The 18,816-nt window shown below is 32.5% G+C and carries 17 protein-coding genes and 2 pseudogenes; 11 read left to right on the forward strand and 8 right to left on the reverse strand.

Annotated features, from left to right (window positions below):
* Nucleotides 1-63: 63 nt before the first annotated feature.
* The 4 genes from Q4487_RS03145 to Q4487_RS03160 all read right to left on the reverse strand — a co-directional run bounded on the left by Q4487_RS03145 (nucleotide 64) and on the right by Q4487_RS03160 (nucleotide 5,709).
* Entirely contained in the window at nucleotides 64-2,457 is a 2,394-nt protein-coding gene (locus tag Q4487_RS03145) for a penicillin acylase family protein (protein WP_303541847.1), read from the reverse strand.
* An 84-nt stretch (nucleotides 2,458-2,541) separates the two neighbouring features.
* Nucleotides 2,542-3,849 carry a tRNA lysidine(34) synthetase TilS gene (gene tilS / locus Q4487_RS03150; protein ID WP_303541845.1) on the reverse strand — a complete coding sequence of 436 codons (1,308 nt, stop codon included), beginning with the start codon at nucleotides 3,847-3,849 and terminating at the stop codon, nucleotides 2,542-2,544.
* 20 nt (nucleotides 3,850-3,869) lie between these two features.
* Nucleotides 3,870-5,174, reverse strand: coding sequence for an anthranilate synthase component I family protein (locus Q4487_RS03155; protein WP_303541843.1), 1,305 nt, complete (start codon nucleotides 5,172-5,174; stop codon nucleotides 3,870-3,872).
* Between the two features lie 4 nt (nucleotides 5,175-5,178).
* Complete coding sequence (locus tag Q4487_RS03160) at nucleotides 5,179-5,709, reverse strand: NADPH-dependent FMN reductase (RefSeq protein WP_303541840.1); 531 nt, start codon at nucleotides 5,707-5,709, stop codon at nucleotides 5,179-5,181.
* 123 nt (nucleotides 5,710-5,832) lie between these two features.
* Here Q4487_RS03160 and Q4487_RS03165 point away from each other — a divergent pair, with 123 nt between their 5' ends.
* The 4 genes and pseudogenes from Q4487_RS03165 to thiD all read left to right on the forward strand — a co-directional run bounded on the left by Q4487_RS03165 (nucleotide 5,833) and on the right by thiD (nucleotide 8,202).
* On the forward strand, nucleotides 5,833-6,951 hold the full coding sequence (locus Q4487_RS03165; protein WP_303541838.1) for a heparan-alpha-glucosaminide N-acetyltransferase domain-containing protein: 1,119 nt from the start codon (nucleotides 5,833-5,835) through the stop codon (nucleotides 6,949-6,951).
* 38 nt (nucleotides 6,952-6,989) lie between these two features.
* Nucleotides 6,990-7,046 (forward strand): annotated as a pseudogene (locus Q4487_RS03170) (hypothetical protein); the annotation flags it as partial.
* Nucleotides 7,038-7,244 (forward strand): CDGSH iron-sulfur domain-containing protein, encoded by a 207-nt coding sequence (locus Q4487_RS17045; RefSeq protein ID WP_348132925.1) that lies wholly within the window; start codon nucleotides 7,038-7,040, stop codon nucleotides 7,242-7,244. The pseudogene Q4487_RS03170 and the gene Q4487_RS17045, both read left to right, overlap by 9 nt.
* 139 nt (nucleotides 7,245-7,383) lie before the next feature.
* Nucleotides 7,384-8,202 carry a bifunctional hydroxymethylpyrimidine kinase/phosphomethylpyrimidine kinase gene (gene thiD / locus Q4487_RS03180; protein ID WP_303541836.1) on the forward strand — a complete coding sequence of 273 codons (819 nt, stop codon included), beginning with the start codon at nucleotides 7,384-7,386 and terminating at the stop codon, nucleotides 8,200-8,202.
* A gap of 54 nt (nucleotides 8,203-8,256) precedes the next feature.
* On the opposite strand, the gene lpdA is transcribed toward thiD, so the two are convergent.
* Nucleotides 8,257-9,657, reverse strand: a complete 1,401-nt coding sequence (gene lpdA / locus Q4487_RS03185) for a dihydrolipoyl dehydrogenase (RefSeq protein WP_303541810.1) — start codon at nucleotides 9,655-9,657, stop codon at nucleotides 8,257-8,259.
* A gap of 120 nt (nucleotides 9,658-9,777) precedes the next feature.
* Nucleotides 9,778-9,882 (reverse strand): annotated as a pseudogene (locus Q4487_RS03190) (AsnC family transcriptional regulator); the annotation flags it as partial.
* A 277-nt stretch (nucleotides 9,883-10,159) separates the two neighbouring features.
* Here Q4487_RS03190 and Q4487_RS03195 point away from each other — a divergent pair.
* The 4 genes from Q4487_RS03195 to Q4487_RS03210 all read left to right on the forward strand — a co-directional run bounded on the left by Q4487_RS03195 (nucleotide 10,160) and on the right by Q4487_RS03210 (nucleotide 13,147).
* Complete coding sequence (locus Q4487_RS03195; RefSeq protein ID WP_303541808.1) at nucleotides 10,160-11,824, forward strand: Na+/H+ antiporter NhaC family protein; 1,665 nt, start codon at nucleotides 10,160-10,162, stop codon at nucleotides 11,822-11,824.
* A 118-nt stretch (nucleotides 11,825-11,942) separates the two neighbouring features.
* On the forward strand, nucleotides 11,943-12,587 hold the full coding sequence (locus Q4487_RS03200) for a peroxiredoxin (RefSeq protein ID WP_100895846.1): 645 nt from the start codon (nucleotides 11,943-11,945) through the stop codon (nucleotides 12,585-12,587).
* Between the two features lie 7 nt (nucleotides 12,588-12,594).
* Nucleotides 12,595-12,909 carry a thioredoxin family protein gene (locus Q4487_RS03205; protein ID WP_100895845.1) on the forward strand — a complete coding sequence of 105 codons (315 nt, stop codon included), beginning with the start codon at nucleotides 12,595-12,597 and terminating at the stop codon, nucleotides 12,907-12,909.
* On the forward strand, nucleotides 12,890-13,147 hold the full coding sequence (locus Q4487_RS03210; protein WP_100895844.1) for a hypothetical protein: 258 nt from the start codon (nucleotides 12,890-12,892) through the stop codon (nucleotides 13,145-13,147). The genes Q4487_RS03205 and Q4487_RS03210 overlap by 20 nt, the downstream gene beginning before the upstream one ends.
* Nucleotides 13,148-13,283: 136 nt before the next feature.
* Here Q4487_RS03210 and Q4487_RS03215 read toward each other — a convergent pair whose 3' ends face one another.
* Nucleotides 13,284-13,757, reverse strand: coding sequence for an ankyrin repeat domain-containing protein (locus tag Q4487_RS03215; RefSeq protein WP_303541804.1), 474 nt, complete (start codon nucleotides 13,755-13,757; stop codon nucleotides 13,284-13,286).
* A gap of 60 nt (nucleotides 13,758-13,817) precedes the next feature.
* Complete coding sequence (locus tag Q4487_RS03220; protein WP_303541802.1) at nucleotides 13,818-15,275, reverse strand: catalase; 1,458 nt, start codon at nucleotides 15,273-15,275, stop codon at nucleotides 13,818-13,820.
* 228 nt (nucleotides 15,276-15,503) lie between these two features.
* Here Q4487_RS03220 and tpx point away from each other — a divergent pair, with 228 nt between their 5' ends.
* Genes tpx through Q4487_RS03235 form a run of 3 tightly spaced genes read left to right on the forward strand, consistent with a single transcriptional unit; the run spans nucleotide 15,504 to nucleotide 18,810 of the window.
* Complete coding sequence (tpx, locus tag Q4487_RS03225; RefSeq protein ID WP_100895841.1) at nucleotides 15,504-16,001, forward strand: thiol peroxidase; 498 nt, start codon at nucleotides 15,504-15,506, stop codon at nucleotides 15,999-16,001.
* A 2-nt stretch (nucleotides 16,002-16,003) separates the two neighbouring features.
* Nucleotides 16,004-16,375: a diacylglycerol kinase gene (locus Q4487_RS03230; RefSeq protein ID WP_303541800.1), complete on the forward strand. Its 372-nt coding sequence runs from the start codon at nucleotides 16,004-16,006 to the stop codon at nucleotides 16,373-16,375.
* Between the two features lie 38 nt (nucleotides 16,376-16,413).
* Entirely contained in the window at nucleotides 16,414-18,810 is a 2,397-nt protein-coding gene (locus Q4487_RS03235; protein ID WP_303541798.1) for a DNA translocase FtsK, read from the forward strand.
* Nucleotides 18,811-18,816: the final 6 nt, after the last annotated feature.

Here is an 18,816-nt window from a genome sequence, read left to right on the forward strand (position 1 = left end):
GAAAAATAATCTAAAAGTTAACACTTGTATATTTTAATATGAATACACATATAAGATCCTGCTCTACTTATCTTCTGGCTTAAAAACTAATAAAGATTTTTTTGTTGCTATAATCTCCTCTTTATTCATCATCATTTTGCGAAACTCACCTTTTAAGTACATTTTAGCTTGGTCATTGTAATGCGAGCTAAATGGACTACCAGATTGCCCTGTTGGTAGTATACTTATACTGTTTTCTATATCAGAAAAATCTATAATTCTACGTGTAGATGGCCCTGAAGTTACTTTGTACACACTATCTCCACTATACGTAAAACCCATATTATTTATAACCTCTTTTGTACCATTTACAGGAAAAGGACCAACATTAAAATATTTTCTTAAAGATGCTACTTTGCCAATAGGATGCTCGTGTTCTAGTGTGTGTATTTTTCCCCAAGTCCATACATCTGTATTTGTCCCAAATTGTGTTTTTAATGAGGTTAGAGCATCTACAAAAGAAGCCTGAAAAACGTCATCTGCAGTTTCTACTTTAGTTGTGCTTACATTATCCCACCAAATAGAAGCTTTGTTGCTTACCAAGGGTGCAATTAGTCGCTTATGAAAATGTGTAGTTAGTAATTGTTTAAAAAGCTCATCACCCAACTCATCTTTAAATGTATTTTTAAGCATAAAAAATACCCAACGTTGGTAAATACTAGATTCTATGCTATTTGTGGTGGCACTGCCGTCCCAATTGGTTAGCTTATCTAGCAACTTAATATCATCATCTGTTAAATTACTAATATCTATATTTTTAGACATATTTTTAGCAACCATTGGATCTACAGCAGAAGTAATATCTGTAATCATTTTAGAAACCGACTCTTTATCCCAGTCATTTTTAGGTTTTAAAAGCTGCTCTATACGTTTTGCTCTGTTCTCTGGTAAGTAATATCCTGGAAAAAATCTTCCATTAATAGTATCTGGCTGGTTATTGGCAGAGTACACAAACTCCCAAGGTGGATTTTCTGCGTGTGGATTTTCAGAAAAATCTAAAAAATCTCCTCGCTCTTGCTCTCCACTTGCTCCATTTAAAATTAACTTTGTATTGGTACTATCTGGCATTGTATAAAGCTTAGCAGTTGCCCACCAAGCTACATTACCATCTGCATCACCATACATAATATTAAGGCCAGGTGCGTGTAGATCTCTTAAATGTCGCTTAAAAGTACTCATAGACTCAGAATGAGACATTCCGTATAAGGCACTTAGTAATTTATTATCTACCTGTGTGTATATCCAAGAAATTGTCACTGGACTTTCTCCTGCTACACTTGCAGCTAAACCGTTTAATACAGCTCCGTGCCTTGTAGATTTAAGTGTAAATTTTACATCGTCTTCTCCCTTTACTTTTATAACTTTTTCCTTGTAAGTGTATTTTTTCCAGCCGTTTTCTGTTTTGTATTCTGTAGTATCTTGCGGATTAGTTTCCTCGTAATAAAAATCTACATCATCATTCTCAAACATTGTTAAACCATAAGCCAACTGTCTGTTGTGTGCTAATAAAGGAAAAGGAACTCCTGCTAAATGGTACCCGTATTTTTTATAGGTTGGCGTACTCAAATGCGCCTCATACCAAACGGTAGGTTGTGAAAACCCAATGTGCGGATCGTTTGCCAGTATTACAGCTCCATTCTTTGTTTTATTTGGTGACAAAACCCAGCTGTTACTCCCCTCAAATTGTGGTACCGGCAGCTTTTCTAATGCAGAAGCTAGTTTACTAGCTAAATTTAGCTGCAGTGTATCTTTTAAAGGATCATAATTTTTAATATAGGTTGATGTTGGTTCCGATTCTATAGATAAATCCTGCAAATAAGCAGCGCCAAGCTTGTTTTTAATATTGCTAAGTAACGGGTCTGTTTTGTGTGCCATAGCAAAACTAAAAGCCATATACCCAATGGTATTGTGTATATCTTTAAGTGTAAAAGGGCGCTTATCTACTCCTGTAAGATAAAATTCTACCGGAGTTGGACCTTCTTCCATAAATTGATTAACACCATCTAAATAAGCCTCTGCAAGCTTTACATAGTCACTATTTGGATCTAAATTAGCTACAGTTTTTTTAGAGTAATCATCTATTCCTAACGCTAAAAACAATTTATCTGTTTCTACTAAGTCTTCACCAAAAATTTCTGATAATTCTCCTGCTCCAATACGTCTAAGTAATTCCATTTGCCACAACCTATCTTGCGCATGCACATACCCTAGTGTGCGTATTGCATCTTTTTCTGTAGCTCCATAAATATGAGGAATACCGTAATTGTCATAATAGACATTTACTTTTTCTGATAAATTTTTTAAATCGTTCTCCCCTTCATAAACAGGAGTTAAGGAGTAAAGAAAAATACAAAGTCCCAAGAATAACAATCCTAAGATTGGGATTGTTATTTTTAGTATCTTTTTCAATCGGCGCATGGCGTAGGTTGTTTGCCTAAAGGTAAAATTAAATTTTAAAAAAGAAAATCTATTTCAACAGCAAAAAATAAAAAAATAACGGTATTATTTTAACAATTTGATTTTAAGAATTTTAGATGTTTCGTCATCAACCTTAAATCTATTGTCTGCACGTATACCAACTACCCAAACTATAGCGGAGCCAGAACACAATAACCATTGTTCTTCTTTAGCCACAACACTTAATTTTATGTCTTTATAAAATTTACTTAGTTTCTTTTTTCCGTGCTGTCCAAATGGGTAAAAAACATCTCCTTCTTCCCTCTTACGCAGTACTAATGGAAATTTAAGCTTTGACTTATCTACAAAAATAGTTGTCACTTCTGGTTTTTCTATGGCAGCAACCTCTTTTAAGTTTATGTGTATTGGGTGGTCTAATGTATCTTGTTCTTTATTTATTAGGTAAACATCAGAATTAGGCTCTTTTAGCTCTTGTAATAACAAATTTTCTCTGTTTTTTACTAATCTGTGTGTTCTAGATAAAACCTGCTTACCGCTCATTGCTGTAAGTAAATTGGCAACATCTTGCCACTCTGTAAAGCCATAATCACTAAACAAGGCATACAAATAGGTTTTTAAGGGTGTATAACTTAATAGTTTTTGTACAGATATCTCTGTTATTCCCTTTTTTGATATAAATAGCTCTTTTTTAAGTAGTCTAATATAATCCTTTGCTAGTATGTTGGTTTCTTGCAAGTAAGTCTGTGTATTACTAAAGTTTTGCAAAAAAGTTGAATGCAGTTCTTTTAACTCTGGTACTATATTATGCCTTATTCTGTTTCTTAAATATTTGGTTTCTTGGTTGCTTTTATCTTCTCGCCAGCTAATATTATTTAATTTAGCATAGTCTAAAATTTGAGCGCGAGTAAAAGGTAATAATGGCCTAGAAAGTGAAGCTGTTTTAGACGGAATTCCAAGCAAACCATCTACTCCTGTACCACGAGATAAGTTTATTAAAAAGGTTTCTAAATTATCATCTGCTTGATGACCGGTTAGTAACGTATAAAGGTTGTTTTCTTCTATTAATTTGGCAAACCAAGCATACCTTAACTCTCTTGCTGCCATTTGAATAGATACTTTATTCTTATTAACATAACCACTTGTATCAAAATTAGTTACATATATTTTTTTATTTAACTGCAGTGCTAAATTACGAACAGATTCTTCATCTGCATCACTAGCACTATCACGCAGCTTAAAGTTACAGTGCGCTATAGAAAAATCTAAATTTAATTGCGCACACAAATGCACTAAAACAACACTGTCTACACCACCACTACAGGCCACCAAAAATGGACGTTGCAATAACAACGGAAAATTTGTTTTTATATGGTGTTTAAATTCTTTTAGCACACTACAAATGTAACTAAAGTTTAAGATACTTTACCCTCTAAAACCTGTCTCATTGCTTTAGCTTTTAGCAAACACTCCTCATATTCCTTTTCTGGACTAGCTTTTGCTGTAATTGCACCACCAACAGAGAATGACACATATTTTTCTGTGGCATTGTATAAAATACTACGTATAATTACATTAAAATCAAAATCTTGTTCTGGAGTAATATACCCAACGGTACCACTGTAAACACCTCTTTTTGTAGCTTCTAATTCTTCAATAATTTTCATCGCAGAAACCTTAGGTGCACCTGTCATGCTACCCATTGGGAACGTTTCTTTTATAATATCAACTACATTTCTATCACTTTTAACAGTTGAAGTAATTGTTGAAGTCATTTGATGTACTTGATTGTAAGTATACACCTTACACAACTCAGTAACTTGCACACTTCCTTTAATGGCACTTTTAGACAAATCATTCCGCACCAAATCTACAATCATTACATTCTCTGCACGTTCTTTTTCATCTAACGCCAAATTTGTTCGTAGTTTTTCGTCTTCTAATTTATCTAAAGAACGTTTTGCTGTGCCTTTTATAGGCTGAGAAATTACTGTTGTACCTTCTTTTTTTATGTAACGTTCTGGGGAAGCAGATGCCACATACTTATCATTCAACTTTAAAAAAACTGAGAAAGGAGCTTTAGATATTTTATTAAGTTCATTATAAGTTTCTAACGGATTAATTTCTGTGTCTTCAGCATAAAATTCCTGACAAAAATTAGCTTCGTAAATATCTCCTCTATGTATTTTTTGAAGCATTTTACCTACTCTATCAAAATAATCATCTTTAAAAATTCTCATTTTAATATGTATGTTTTTTTCTTTTGTCTCTTTTTTGTTTTTAAGGGTGATATTGGTAATCTCATCAAAATCAATTTTTATCTCATCATCAACCATATTTAGGTATAGAAAATGAGCAGTATCACCTTGTATTTGTATTATTTTTTTAGGCTGAAAAAAATATAATTCAGGAAAATGAAGTCCGTCAAAATTCTCAGATTTTAATCGTTCTACATTATTCTTTAAATCGTACGTTAGATAACCAAAAATCCAGTCTTTTGTTTCTGTTTGATACGTTTTTAAATCATCAAAAGCATTAAAACTATCTGTAGACAATGCGGTTAAGGCATCTACTGCCAACATACCATCAAAAGAACTATATTGGTTATTATGTGAGTTGCTGTCTAACCAAACAACCTCATAGAATTGCTGACTCCATACAAGTAATTTAGCTTTAAAAACTTGTACATCATCAACTTTAAAAGAAAAAGACTTACGCAAGGGCTTATAATTTTTCTAAAAATTGATTAACAGCTGCTTGGTATTCTGTTTTTACATCAGACTCTATTAAAATACCGTCTTTAAAATTGTCGTTAAAAGATGGTAAAGCAAAGGTAGCTACTATTTCTGCTCCAAAGCGAGGCAATACACCTTCTGCTTGTTTTAAAGCGCTTAAAGCGCCTCTTTTACCTGGTGAAGTTGCCAATAAAAGTACTTTTTTACCTTCAAGAAAATTACGATCTAATCTAGATAGCCAATCAATTAAATTTTTAAAAAAGGAAGATAAACCACTATTGTGCTCATTTACAGAAATAACAAGAGCATCTGCCTTGGCTATAGCATCATTAATTTCTTTTAATTCTGATGAAAACCCGTTGTTTTTCTCTGCATCCTCACTATACATTGAGATAGTAACCTTGGCCATATCTAAAACTGTTACATCATTATTGCCTAAAATACCTGCTGTAAATGTTGCTAATTTATGGTTTATAGAGGTGCTAGAATTGCTACCTGCAAAGGCTAAAATAGTACTCATTTTATATAGTTTTTAACGAAAATACCGTAAAAAACAATCAATTGCGAGCATTTTAGCTAATTTTGCAAACGAAAATAATAAAACCAACTGTAAAACAAGCACATAGCTTTTTTTAAACCACTAATGGAGAATAAAACCAACAGATTATACTTTATAGACGCAATGCGTGCTTGGGCTATTTTAATGATGTTACAAGGTCATTTTATAGACGGATTATTAGATTTTGATTATAGAGATAAATCTATTTTAGCTTATGCCATATGGAGTTATTTTAGAGGAATGACTGCTCCCGTTTTTTTTACAGTTTCTGGCTTTATATTTACGTATTTACTTGTTAGAGGAGATAAAAAAGGATTAAAAAATCCGCGAGTAAAAAAAGGAATTAAACGTGGATTACAATTAATTCTAATAGGCTATTTATTAAGAATGAACCTTTTTAGTGTTATTTTTGGAGAAATCTACGACTCCTTTTTCTACGTAGATGTACTACATTGCATTGGATTCTCTATCTTAGGAATAATAGCTTTGTATTTACTAACAAGTAAAACAAAACCAGTTATTTTTACTACTATATTAGTGACAATTACAATTGTTTTATTTTTATTTGAACCAACATACGACAAACTACCACACTCTTATTTACCACAAGCTATTGCTAACTACATTACTAAATTATATGGTTCTGTATTTACTATAATACCTTGGTTTGGCTATGCTACTTTTGGTGCTTTTATGGCTATGTTATTTACAAAATATAAAAACTACCAAAAACTATACATAACAGCTATACCAATATGTGTTGTTACAGGACTATTTTTAATTTTTGGATCATCGCCTTTATTTGCTTTTATATGCGATATAACAAATACCAGTTTTTTGTATGCTGTGTACACTAACAATTATTTATTTATTAGGCTTGGAGATGTGCTCATCATATTTTTTATTTTTATGATGCTACGCTCCTACCTTACCAATAAAACTGTTTTAAAAATTGGTCAGAACACGCTTGCCATTTACGTAATACACTTTATTATTTTATACGGTAGTTTTACTGGACTTGGATTTTATCACTTTTTTAAATATTCTTTAACCCCTGCAAAAGCTATAATTGGCGCTGCTTTATTTATGTTTAGCTCTACATACTTGGCCTTATTGTATGATAAACACGAACTTAAAATTAAAAACAGAATACAAAAGGTAAAGTTTGCTACTTTAAAGCTATTTAGACTAGCTAAAAATTAAGTTTTGCTATTTTTTGATGCTTAGTTTTACGCTATGTTTACAGCCAAATAACTATAAAAATGAGCAACGACAAACAATACTCTCCAATTAAAGTAGAATTAGAAAAAGATAAAAACTACGGATGGTGTACTTGTGCACACAGCAGCAACCAACCTTTTTGTGATGGTTCTCACAAGGCACATAACGCAACACCGTCTATGCGTTTTTCTGTTGAAGAAGCAAAAACCTACAATATGTGTACTTGTAAATTAACAAGCAACCCTCCATTTTGCGACGGTTCTCATAAAAAATAAGCACACTACAACATAAAAAAAGTCCTTAAGTAATTTTTCTTGAGGACTTTTTTTGTGTTTTACACGTATGTTAATTAGAAACAATTTAGTACAAAAAACTACAAATTATATAGATTTGCATACTGACATTAAAATACGAATGAAAAACACTACAACCATTTACAACTCTGTATTAACTATTGCAGGGAGCGACTCTGGAGGTTGCGCAGGCATACAAGCAGATATTAAAAGCATTAGTGCTAACGGAGGCTTTGCAACTACTGCAATTACAGCTATTACAGCACAAAACACGTTAGGAGTTAATGCAATTTATCCAATTCCTACTACAGAGATTAAAAACCAAATAGTAGCTGTATTAAGCGATATAAATGTTGGTGCTATAAAAATTGGAATGCTGCAATCTGCAAAGATTATAAAAGCAGTATTAGAAACTCTAGAAGCTCATAAAGATATGCCTATTGTTTTAGACCCTGTGATGGTAGCATCTTCTGGAGATAATTTGTTAGACAATGCAGGCTTAGAGGCCATAAAGTTACTTTTGCCATTAGCAACCTTAATAACTCCAAATATACCTGAAGCACAAGTTTTACTTAAAATTGATACTATTTCTCCTGAAAATATGCCACAAATGGCAGAAAAAATTGGAAAAATGTACAAAACATCGGTTTTGTTAAAAGGCGGACATATAGAAAATAGTCAAACCTTAGTAGACGTATTATACAACTACCAAACCAACTCGTTACACAATTTTAGTAAAACACAGGTAAACACTAAAAACACACACGGTACTGGTTGTACATTATCTTCTGCTATTGCTACACATTTAGGACTTGGAAATAGTTTAAAAGACGCTGTACAAAAAGGAATAACTTACACACACCACGCAATAGTTGCTGGTAAAAGTAAAGAACTAGGTAAAGGAAATGGTCCTGTAGACCATTTTTACAAACTACATTAAACAAAAAAGGCTGCTCTGTTGAGCAGCCTTTTTTATATCTATTTAGATAAAAGCTTAAATATGTAAAGCTCTATCTCCTGTTGCAGCTAAAGCCGCCTCTTTAATAGCCTCTGTAAATGTTGGGTGAGCGTGAGACATTCTAGATACATCCTCTGCACTAGCTCTGTACTCCATAGCAACAACTGCTTCTGCAATCATATCTGCTGCACGTGCACCAACCATATGTACACCTAAAATTTCGTCTGTATTTTTATCTGCAAGTACTTTTACAAAACCGTCTAAATCCATACTAGCTCTAGATCTACCTAAAGCACGCATAGGAAACTGACCAACTTTATAATCAACACCAGCTTCTTTTAACTGCTCTTCTGTTTTACCTACAGCAGCAACTTCTGGCCAAGTATAAACAACACCAGGAATTAAGTTGTAGTCTATATGTGGTTTTTGACCCGCAATAGTTTCTGCAACAAAAGTACCTTCTTCTTCAGCCTTGTGAGCCAACATAGCACCTTTAATTACATCACCAATAGCATAAATATTAGAAGCGCTTGTTTGCAAATGCTCATTAACATCTACTAAACCTCTGTCTGTAAGTTTTACACCAGCAGCTTCTGCATTTAAACCATCTGTATAAGCATGACGACCAACAGCTACCAAACAGTAATCTCCAGTGAAAGTAACTTCTTCACCTTTTTTGTTATCTGCTTTAACTATAACTTCATCACCATTACGTTCCACAGATTTTACCTTGTGAGACAAGTTCATTTTAAATTTCTGTTTCTTTAAAACTTTATTAAGTTCTTTAGAAACTCCTTTATCCATAGTTGGTACTATACGGTCCATATACTCAACAACAGATACTTCTGCACCTAACCTTTTGTATACTTGTCCTAACTCCAAACCAATAACTCCACCACCAATAATAATAAGGTGTTTTGGAACTTCTTTAAGTTTTAATGCTTCAGTAGATGTTATAACACGCTCTTTATCTACCTTAATAAAAGGTAAGGTAGATGGTTTACTACCAGTTGCTATAATTGTATGTTTAGCTTCAATTTCTGTAGTTTCTTCACCTACTATAGAAATATGCGTAGCATCTTTAAAAGAACCAGTACCTACGTAAACGTCTATTTTATTTTTTTTCATTAAAAAATCAATACCACCAGTAGTTTGGTCTACAACGGCTTGCTTACGAGAAATCATTTTCTCTAAATTGATTTTAATTTCGCCAGGAATATCAATTCCGTGCTCTTCAAAATGCTTTACTGCATCTTCATAATGATGAGAAGAGTCTAACAACGCCTTAGACGGAATACAGCCTACATTTAAACACGTACCACCTAAAGTTGAATATTTCTCTATTATTGCTGTTTTCATTCCTAATTGTGCGCAACGTATAGCTGCAACATACCCTCCAGGACCTGAGCCAATTACGGCAACATCATATGAATTCATATCTTTTTCTTTGATTAAAGTTGTAAAATTAGCACTATTTTTTGTGGATAGGAAATTATAATACCTTCCTCTTTTTATTATAACAAATTTTTAGCGTTTTAGTGCGTATAAACACATAAACTAAACGCCAAGTTCTATAGCTGTAGTATGTTTTACCTCATTTATTACAAAAGAACTTTGCGTACTACCAATATGATTTAATGCTATTAACTTAACAAACATAAATACATTAAAAACACAATATAATTATCTCAGAATTAAAAAAAAGAATGGTTTACATCTATATCATTCTAAAATAAAAGAACTAATTAGACTTTCTAATGGTTTAATTAGACTATCTATTGTTTTAGATAATGATATTAAAAGAACTTATAATTTGATAAAAAAGTGTAAACAAAACTTGGCTATTTTATAATAATACAACCACTAGTATGAAGATATAAAACTTGCAAGAAACGCTCCAAAATTGTAATATTACAAGGTAATTAACTAACTCAATTTAATGCAAAACCAAAACTTAAGCACCTCAGACCCTAAAAATGAGCATATTGTAGATAATAAAGAATTAAATTTCTTTGAAGCTTTAATTCCGGTTTTAATTTTAATGTCGCTTTTAGCTTACAATATCTTCTTTGTAGACGGACAAGAATGGTTTGGTGCATACACAAATCAAATAATACTTTTAATTGGTGGTGTTATTGCTGCAATTGTTGGGTTATTTAATAAAACTTCTTTCATTACAATGGGAAAAGAAGTTTGGGAAAACCTAAAAAGTGTTTTTATACCTATACTAATATTGGTTATGGTTGGTGCTTTAGCTGGTACTTGGCTGGTTAGCGGTATTATACCTGCTATGGTTTATTACGGATTACAAGTTTTAAACCCTAGTATATTTTTACCTGCCTCTGTTATTATTGCTGCTATAATTTCTATAGCTACAGGTAGTAGCTGGACCACGTCTGCAACAGTTGGTATTGCACTAATTGGTATTGGTTCTGCCCTTGGTATTAACCCAGGAATGATTGCTGGTGCTGTAATTTCTGGAGCTTATTTTGGAGATAAAATGTCTCCTTTAAGTGACACAACCAACCTTGCTCCTGCTATGGCTGGCACAGATTTGTTTACACATATAAAATATATGACTATTACTACTGTGCCAACACTTATAGTTACACTTATTTTCTTTAGTGTTTTAAGTGCCAATATAGATACAAATGGCACTACAGATATTGCCTTTATATTAGATACAATAGATGCTAATTTTACCATAACACCATTATTATTTATAGTACCTGTGGCTGTAGTTGCTCTTATTTTATTAAAAACCAAACCTTTGGTTGCGTTACTTTCTGGTGTAGGCTTAGCTATTATATTTGCTTTTATCTTTCAGCCAAAATTACTAGATAAATTAAGTGATTCTAAGATAAACTCTATTGTTACTGCTGTTTTAACAGATACTAACGTAAGTATAGATGATAGTGAACAAGTAGCAAAATTTTCTACCGAAGAAATAGCAATTATTAAACAAAATAAGGACTTAAGCAAAGTTTTTACCGGTGATGATTTAGAAGGTATTTATACAAAAGAAGATTTAGCAGCTGTTTTTTCTGGTCTAACTAAAGACAAAAGTGTTTTAGCAAGTACTGCTGATAATTTAGATAAATTAATTACCAAAAAGCGATTACGAAAACTATTTAGTGCTGGCGGAATTAATGGTATGCTTTGGACTATTTTACTAATATGTTGCGCAATGGTCTTTGGTGGTATTATGGATGGTATTGGAGCCTTAGCAAGAATTACCAAAGCACTACTATCTATAGCTACAACTACCTTTGGTTTGTTTGCAAGTACTGTTGCTAGTTGTTTGGGTTTAAATGCTATTGCTAGTGATCAATATTTAGCAATTGTTATTCCTGGTAAAATGTTTAAAAAGGCATATGAAGATAAAGGTCTTGCACCAGAAAACTTAAGTAGAACCTTAGAAGATTCTGGTACTGTAACCTCTGTACTAATACCTTGGAACACTTGTGGAGCTTATCAATCTAGTGTTTTAGGCGTTGGGGTTGGCGAGTATTTTATTTACGCTATGTTTAACTGGTTAAGCCCATTTACTACATTATTATTTGCTGCTTTAAACATTAAAATAAGACAGTTACGTTCTAAATAAATATTAACATAAAGAATCTTTATTCTTCTATAAAGAATTAAAATTTTATTAAACTAAAAAAGCATATTTGTAGGTTATATTTGCAGTAACAAAATGTATAACCTTAAATAAAAAATATATGGCTTTTGTAGGAAAAAAATTCCCAGATTTAAACGTTAATGCAATGAACGAAATGGGTGATACTTTCAAACTAAACGTATTGGAAGAAGCTAAGAACAATAATAAAAAAGTATTATTATTCTGGTACCCTAAAGATTTTACTTTTGTATGTCCAACGGAATTACACGCTTTTCAGTCTGCATTAGCAGAATTTGAAAAAAGAAATACAATCGTAATTGGAGCTTCTTGTGATACTCCTGAAGTACACTTTGCTTGGTTAAATACGCCAAAAGATAATGGTGGTATAGAAGGTGTTACTTACCCAATTTTAGCAGATAGCAACAGAAACTTAGCTTCTACATTAGGAATCTTAGATATATCTAACGAAACTTATAATGATGAAACAGGAGTTATAACTGTAGATGGTGACAATGTTACTTATAGAGCAACTTACTTAATTGACGAAGAAGGTACTGTTTTTCATGAAGGAATTAACCATATGCCTTTAGGAAGAAATGTAAACGAGTTTTTACGTTTAGTAGATGCTTACACTCACGTACAAGAAAAAGGTGAAGTTTGTCCTGCAAACTGGGAAGAAGGTAAAGAAGCTATGCAAGCTAACGCTAAAGGTACTGCAGAATACTTAGCATCTAACGTAAACTAATTTTAGTATGTTACTAGAACTAGAACAAGACAATTTAGCAGAACTAATTGCTGAGCACAAAAAAGTGGTTGTGCAATACTCTGCTACTTGGTGTGGAAACTGTAGAATAATGAAGCCTAAATTTAAAAAAGAGGCTGCTGCTAACGAAGACATTACATTTATTTTAGCTGATGCTGAAAAATTTCCGGAATCTAGAAAATTAGCCAATGTAGATAATTTACCTACGTTTGCTACGTTTGAAAACGGAAACATTAAAAACCAGACGCAGACAAATAAATATGATGTTTTAAAAGAATTAGTACATGAAATTGCCAGTAATTAAACACCTTACAAGTTTTATAAAAGAGAACGATGAAGATTACGTTCTTGAAACAATTGAAACTTTAGAGGCGCTAACAGAAGTATCATCTATAAAAGATGAAGAACTAGATGTTATTGGAGAACTAATTTCTAATATGTATGGTGCTTTAGAGGTACAAAAATCTATTAAAGAAGGTGTGCCAGAAAAAGAAGCTCTAAACAGTTTTATGAAACGTGTATTAGGTTCTATAGACAAATAAACAGTAAAACACTGTTACATAATAAAGCCACAATTCTAGAAATTAGAATTGTGGCTTTTATTTATTAACGAAACTGTTACAACAAACTACTAAAAAAACCTCTGAAATTAATTTTCAGAGGTTTTTTTATTCTTAACTAGACTAAAAGAGATTCTAAATCGCTTAAACCTTGCATCTTTGCGTGATCTAATGCTGTATTACCTCTTTGGTCTGCTACAGTTTTATCTGCATTCTTATCTAATAACATTTTAATAATTGACTGTCTATTAAAGGTTGCCGCATAAATTAAAGGAGTAGCTCCAGATAAGTTAACTGCGTTTACATCTGCTCCTTCACTAATTAGATATTCTGCAATTGCATCAAAACCTTTAAAGCACACTCCCATTAAAGCCGTATTTCCAGAGGCATCCTTATCATCTATTGGTGCATTATTATCTAGTAAAACCTTAGCTATATCTAAGTAATTATAATAAGTTGCTAAAATTAAAGGTGTAGAGCCACGTGTATCTTTTACAGATACTAATTTTTGGTTCTCTTTTAACATTTTTGCTACTTCTTCTGTATTCTCTTCTCGTATTGCATTAAAAAATGCTGTTGTAGTTTCTGTCATTTTATAGTTATAAAAAAAGGGATAAGCACTAATGCTTACCCCAAATAATGCGTTATTATCTTAATAATTTTCTAATTCTGATATACCTAAAGCCTTACGTACTCCATTTCCATAAGCAGGATCTGCCCTATCAAAATGCACTAACTGTCTCTCTATAATTTCCATAGAAACACCTTGCATTGCAGCAGCTATATTGTTAAACAATCTGTTTTTCTGCCCCTCATCAAACATTCTAAACAAATCTCCTGGTTGCTTATACTCGCCATACGTATCATTTTCTTCATAACGTTTGGCATCACCACTAATTTTCATTGGTGGTTCTTCTACAGTTGGGTCTTCTACAGCTCCTCCTTTACTATTTGGTTCATAATAAGCATCTGGGTTACCAAAATCATTGGTGAAGAAACGCATAGAACCATCTTTATGGTAGTGATTAACTTCAGATTTAGCTGCATTTGCCGGTAAAGCTTCATAATGCGTACCTAATCTATACCTATGAGCATCTGCGTATGAAAAAATACGAGCTTGTAGTACTTTATCAGGAGAAAAACCTATTCCTGGTACTATGTTAGATGGTGAGTAAGCCGCATTTTCAATATACTGCCAGTAATTTTCTGGGTTTTTATTTAGCTCCAACTCTCCTACCTCAATTAACGGGTAATCTGCGTGCGGCCAAACCTTAGTTAAATCAAACGGATTGTATGGTGTTTTTTCAGCATCTGCCTCTGGCATTACCTGTATTTTTAATGTCCACTTAGGAAAATCACCTTTTTCAATAGCTCCAAAAAGTTCTTCTTGGTATTTTTCTCTAGTTTCTCCTATTATTTTAGCCGACTCTTCATTGGTGTAATGTTTGTGACCTTGTTGTGTTTTAAAGTGAAATTTCACCCAAAAACGTTCTCCTTCATTATTCCAAAAGCTATAGGTATGTGACCCGTAACCATTCATATGCATTGGAGTAACAGGTATACCTCTATCAGACATTAAAATAGTTACTTGGTGTAAACTCTCTGGAGACAAAGACCAATAATCCCACATTGCTTCTGGTGAGCGTAAATTTGTTTTAGGATGTCTTTTTTGTGTATGTATAAAATCTGGAAATTTATAACCATCTCTTAAAAAGAAAACTGGAGTATTGTTACCTACCATATCCCAATTACCTTCTTCTGTATAAAACTTAACAGAAAAACCACGCACATCTCTTTCTGTATCTGCAGCTCCCATTTCACCTGCTACTGTAGAAAAACGAGATAAAACAGGTGTTTTTTTACCTACAGATGAAAATATTTTTGCTCTTGTATATTTACTTATATCGTGGGTTACCGTAAAAGTACCCATTGCCCCCCAACCTTTTGCGTGTACCACACGTTCTGGTATACGCTCTCTATTTTGGTGTGCTAACTTTTCTAACAGCTTGTAATCTTGTATTAAAACAGGTCCTCTATCACCAGCCGTTTGTGAACGCTGATTGTTAGATATTGGAGCTCCTGCAGATGTGGTAAGTTTTTTATTTTCCATAACAGTCTATATTTTTATTGAGATAAAATTAGCTAAAAATCTTTTCGGATATAAGTTAAGAAATTGATAGATTTTATCAAAGAATAAGTTAACCTTATACTAAAAGTAAAATCAATAAATTTACACTATTAAAACAGACTCAATCTATGCAATATTCTTTTTTATTAAAATAGTTACATATCACTCATATATTTTTTAATTTCACACCAAAATTAAAACACGCACATTATGGCTACAGTAACGTTAAAAGGAAATAAAATAAATACATTAGGTAATTTACCAGAAGTTGGTGCTACAGCTCCAGAATTTAAATTAACTAAAAACGATTTATCTACTGCTACCTTAGAAAATTACAAGGGTAAAAAAGTAGTATTAAATATATTTCCAAGTGTAGACACTGGCACATGCGCACAGTCTGTTAGACAATTTAATAAAGAAGCATCTACATTAGAAAACACTGTTGTTTTATGTATTTCTAAAGATTTACCATTTGCACAAGCACGTTTTTGTGGTGCAGAAGGTTTAGATAATGTAGAAATGTTATCAGATTTTAAAGACGGTAACTTTGGTAAAGCTTATAATTTATCTTTTGCAGATGGGCCATTAGAAGCCTTATTGTCTAGATCTATTGTTGTTTTAAATGAAGAAGGAAACGTTGTTTACACAGAACAAGTAGCAGAAACAACTGAAGAACCAAATTATAAGTCAGCTTTAGAAGCTTTATAAGTATGCCAAAAGAAAATTTTGTATTAAACAGAATTCGTAGTGTTGGTTACGCTTTAAAGGGTGCTTTTTTACTTTTAAAGACTGAAGCTAGTATAAAGGTTCAGTTCTTTATATGTATTTTTATTACCATTTTTGGTTTTTATTATAATATATCTAATACAGAATGGATATTACAGATATTTGCCATTGGTTTAGTTATGGGCATAGAAGGTGTTAATACTGCTATAGAAAAAATAGCAGACTACATACAACCAGAGTTTGATGCAAAAATTGGCTTTATAAAAGACGTAGCTGCAGGTGCTGTTATGATAGTTTCTATAGCAGCATCTATTATAGGATGTATTATTTACATTCCAAAAATTTTTAACTTGTAACCAAATTTAAGTTACATATATTAAGGTATACATATTTAATGGCAAAAAAGACTACTAAAAAGAAAGCAGCTACTCCTAAGCAGAAACGCAGTATTGGCTTATCTAAACAAAATAAAATATTGTTAGGTAGTGTTATAATGCTTTTTGCTATTGCTTTGTTTTTCTCTTTTACATCTTTCTATTTTACGTGGCAAGACGATCAAAGTTTATTGTCTGAATTTGCTAATAGAAATGAACAAGCTAAAAACTTACTAAACAAATTTGGCGCAAGCATAGGTCATTTATTTTTATATAAAGGATTTGGAGTTGCTTCATTTATTTTTCCTGTTCTATTATTTTTATCTGGTTTAACTTTATTTTTTAGTTTACCTAAAAACGGACTTGTAAAAAAATGGATTTGGGGGTTAATATTTGTACTATGGTTATCTGTAGCACTAGGTTTCTTTACCGCTAAATGGCCTTTATTAGGTGGTTTAGTTGGTTTTGAAATGAACGATTTTCTACAAGACTATACCGGTAAAATTGGTGTTTTACTACTTCTAATTTTTGGATTGATATTTATTTTAGTCCGACTATTTAAGTTTACGCCAGAAAGTGCATTACAGTATTTTAAACAGAAAAAAACTGCTTTAACTGATGAGTTAAACAATGTTGATGATGAGTCTTCTACTTCAACAAAAAAAGAAAAGCAAACTGAAGAGGTTATTGTAGAGGAAACTCCTGCAGTTGTAGATACTTATACTCACAAAGAAAAAATTCCTCCTATAGAAAAGGAAAAACCTGTAGAGGATAATAGTTTTGAGGTTACTGTAGCCGAAGATGAAGAAAATGTAGAAGAAAGCTTAAATATAGAGGTAGAAAAAATTACTGAAGAAAAAGAAGAGATTGACAACCTAGCAGACAAACTAGTTGATGATTTTGGTGAATTTGATCCTACTTTAGAACTTGCAAACTACAAGTTTCCACACATAGAGTTATTAGACCAACACGGTGCAGGTGGCGGAATAACAATTAACCAAGAAGAGTTAGAAGAAAATAAAAACAAAATTGTAGAAACTTTAAAAAACTACAAAATAGGAATTGCACAAATTAAAGCCACTATTGGACCTACAGTTACATTGTATGAAATTGTACCAGATGCTGGTGTGCGTATTTCAAAAATTAAAAACTTAGAAGATGACATTGCACTTTCTTTAGCTGCACTTGGCATACGTATTATAGCTCCAATACCTGGTAAAGGAACTATTGGTATAGAGGTTCCTAACAAAAACCCTTCTATAGTATCTATGCGTTCTGTAATAGCAAGTACAAAATTTCAGAAAGCAGAAATGGAGCTACCAATTGCTTTTGGTAAAACAATTAGTAATGAAACACTTGTAGTAGATTTAGCTAAAATGCCACACCTACTTATGGCCGGTGCTACTGGGCAAGGTAAGTCTGTTGGTTTAAATGCTGTATTAACATCACTCCTATACAAAAAACACCCAGCAGAGGTAAAATTTGTATTGGTAGATCCTAAAAAAGTAGAATTAACGCTATTTAATAAAATAGAACGTCACTTTTTAGCCAAACTGCCAGATTCTGAAGATGCCATTATTACAGATAATGCAAAAGTTATAAACACTTTAAATTCTCTTTGTATAGAAATGGATAACAGGTACGAGTTGCTAAAGGCTGCAATGGTACGTAACCTAAAAGAATACAATGTTAAATTTAAAGCTCGTAAACTAAACCCAAATGACGGTCATATGTTTTTACCATACATTGTATTGGTAATAGATGAATTTGCAGATTTAATTATGACAGCTGGTAAAGAAGTAGAAACTCCTATTGCTCGTTTAGCGCAATTGGCCAGAGCCATTGGTATTCACTTAATTATAGCAACACAAAGACCGTCTGTAAATGTAATTACAGGTATTATAAAAGCAAATTTCCCAGCACGTATAGCATTTAGAGTAACTTCTAAAATAGATTCTAGAACTATACTAGATGCACAAGGAGCTGACCAATTAATTGGTCGTGGAGATATGCTTTATACACAGGGTAACGATGTAATTCGTGTACAATGTGCCTTTGTAGATACGCCAGAAGTAGAAAAAATTACAGGTTACATAGGCTCACAAAGAGCGTACGCAGAAGCTCTTTTACTGCCAGAATATGTTGGTCCAGATGAGTCTGGCACAAGTATTGCTAATGATATAGCAGATCGCGATAAATTATTTAGAGAAGCTGCAGAAGTTATAGTAATTGCACAGCAAGGATCTGCTTCTTTAATACAACGAAAATTAAAATTAGGGTACAACAGAGCAGGTAGAATTATAGATCAGTTAGAGGCTGCAGGCATTGTTGGTCAATTTGAAGGTAGTAAAGCAAGACAGGTTTTGGTACCAGATATGATGGCTCTAGATCAATTATTAGAAAACGAAAAAAAATAACAATTA

The sequence above is a fragment of the Cellulophaga sp. 3_MG-2023 genome (assembly GCF_030546975.1).
Lineage (GTDB): Bacteria > Bacteroidota > Bacteroidia > Flavobacteriales > Flavobacteriaceae > Cellulophaga.

What these genes read in the sequence shown, in the direction of transcription:
- Q4487_RS03195 (WP_303541808.1), top strand. Translation starts at nt 10,160, where the DNA reads ATGCAAAACCAAAACTTAAGCACCTCAGACCCTAAAAATGAGCATATT.
- Q4487_RS03210 (WP_100895844.1), top strand. Translation starts at nt 12,890, where the DNA reads ATGAAATTGCCAGTAATTAAACACCTTACAAGTTTTATAAAAGAGAAC.
- tpx (WP_100895841.1), top strand. Translation starts at nt 15,504, where the DNA reads ATGGCTACAGTAACGTTAAAAGGAAATAAAATAAATACATTAGGTAAT.
- Q4487_RS03145 (WP_303541847.1), bottom strand. Translation starts at nt 2,457, where the DNA reads ATGCGCCGATTGAAAAAGATACTAAAAATAACAATCCCAATCTTAGGA.
- Q4487_RS03220 (WP_303541802.1), bottom strand. Translation starts at nt 15,275, where the DNA reads ATGGAAAATAAAAAACTTACCACATCTGCAGGAGCTCCAATATCTAAC.
- Q4487_RS03165 (WP_303541838.1), top strand. Translation starts at nt 5,833, where the DNA reads ATGGAGAATAAAACCAACAGATTATACTTTATAGACGCAATGCGTGCT.
- Q4487_RS03235 (WP_303541798.1), top strand. Translation starts at nt 16,414, where the DNA reads ATGGCAAAAAAGACTACTAAAAAGAAAGCAGCTACTCCTAAGCAGAAA.
- Q4487_RS03160 (WP_303541840.1), bottom strand. Translation starts at nt 5,709, where the DNA reads ATGAGTACTATTTTAGCCTTTGCAGGTAGCAATTCTAGCACCTCTATA.
- Q4487_RS03230 (WP_303541800.1), top strand. Translation starts at nt 16,004, where the DNA reads ATGCCAAAAGAAAATTTTGTATTAAACAGAATTCGTAGTGTTGGTTAC.
- Q4487_RS03200 (WP_100895846.1), top strand. Translation starts at nt 11,943, where the DNA reads ATGGCTTTTGTAGGAAAAAAATTCCCAGATTTAAACGTTAATGCAATG.
- thiD (WP_303541836.1), top strand. Translation starts at nt 7,384, where the DNA reads ATGAAAAACACTACAACCATTTACAACTCTGTATTAACTATTGCAGGG.
- Q4487_RS03205 (WP_100895845.1), top strand. Translation starts at nt 12,595, where the DNA reads ATGTTACTAGAACTAGAACAAGACAATTTAGCAGAACTAATTGCTGAG.
- lpdA (WP_303541810.1), bottom strand. Translation starts at nt 9,657, where the DNA reads ATGAATTCATATGATGTTGCCGTAATTGGCTCAGGTCCTGGAGGGTAT.
- Q4487_RS03215 (WP_303541804.1), bottom strand. Translation starts at nt 13,757, where the DNA reads ATGACAGAAACTACAACAGCATTTTTTAATGCAATACGAGAAGAGAAT.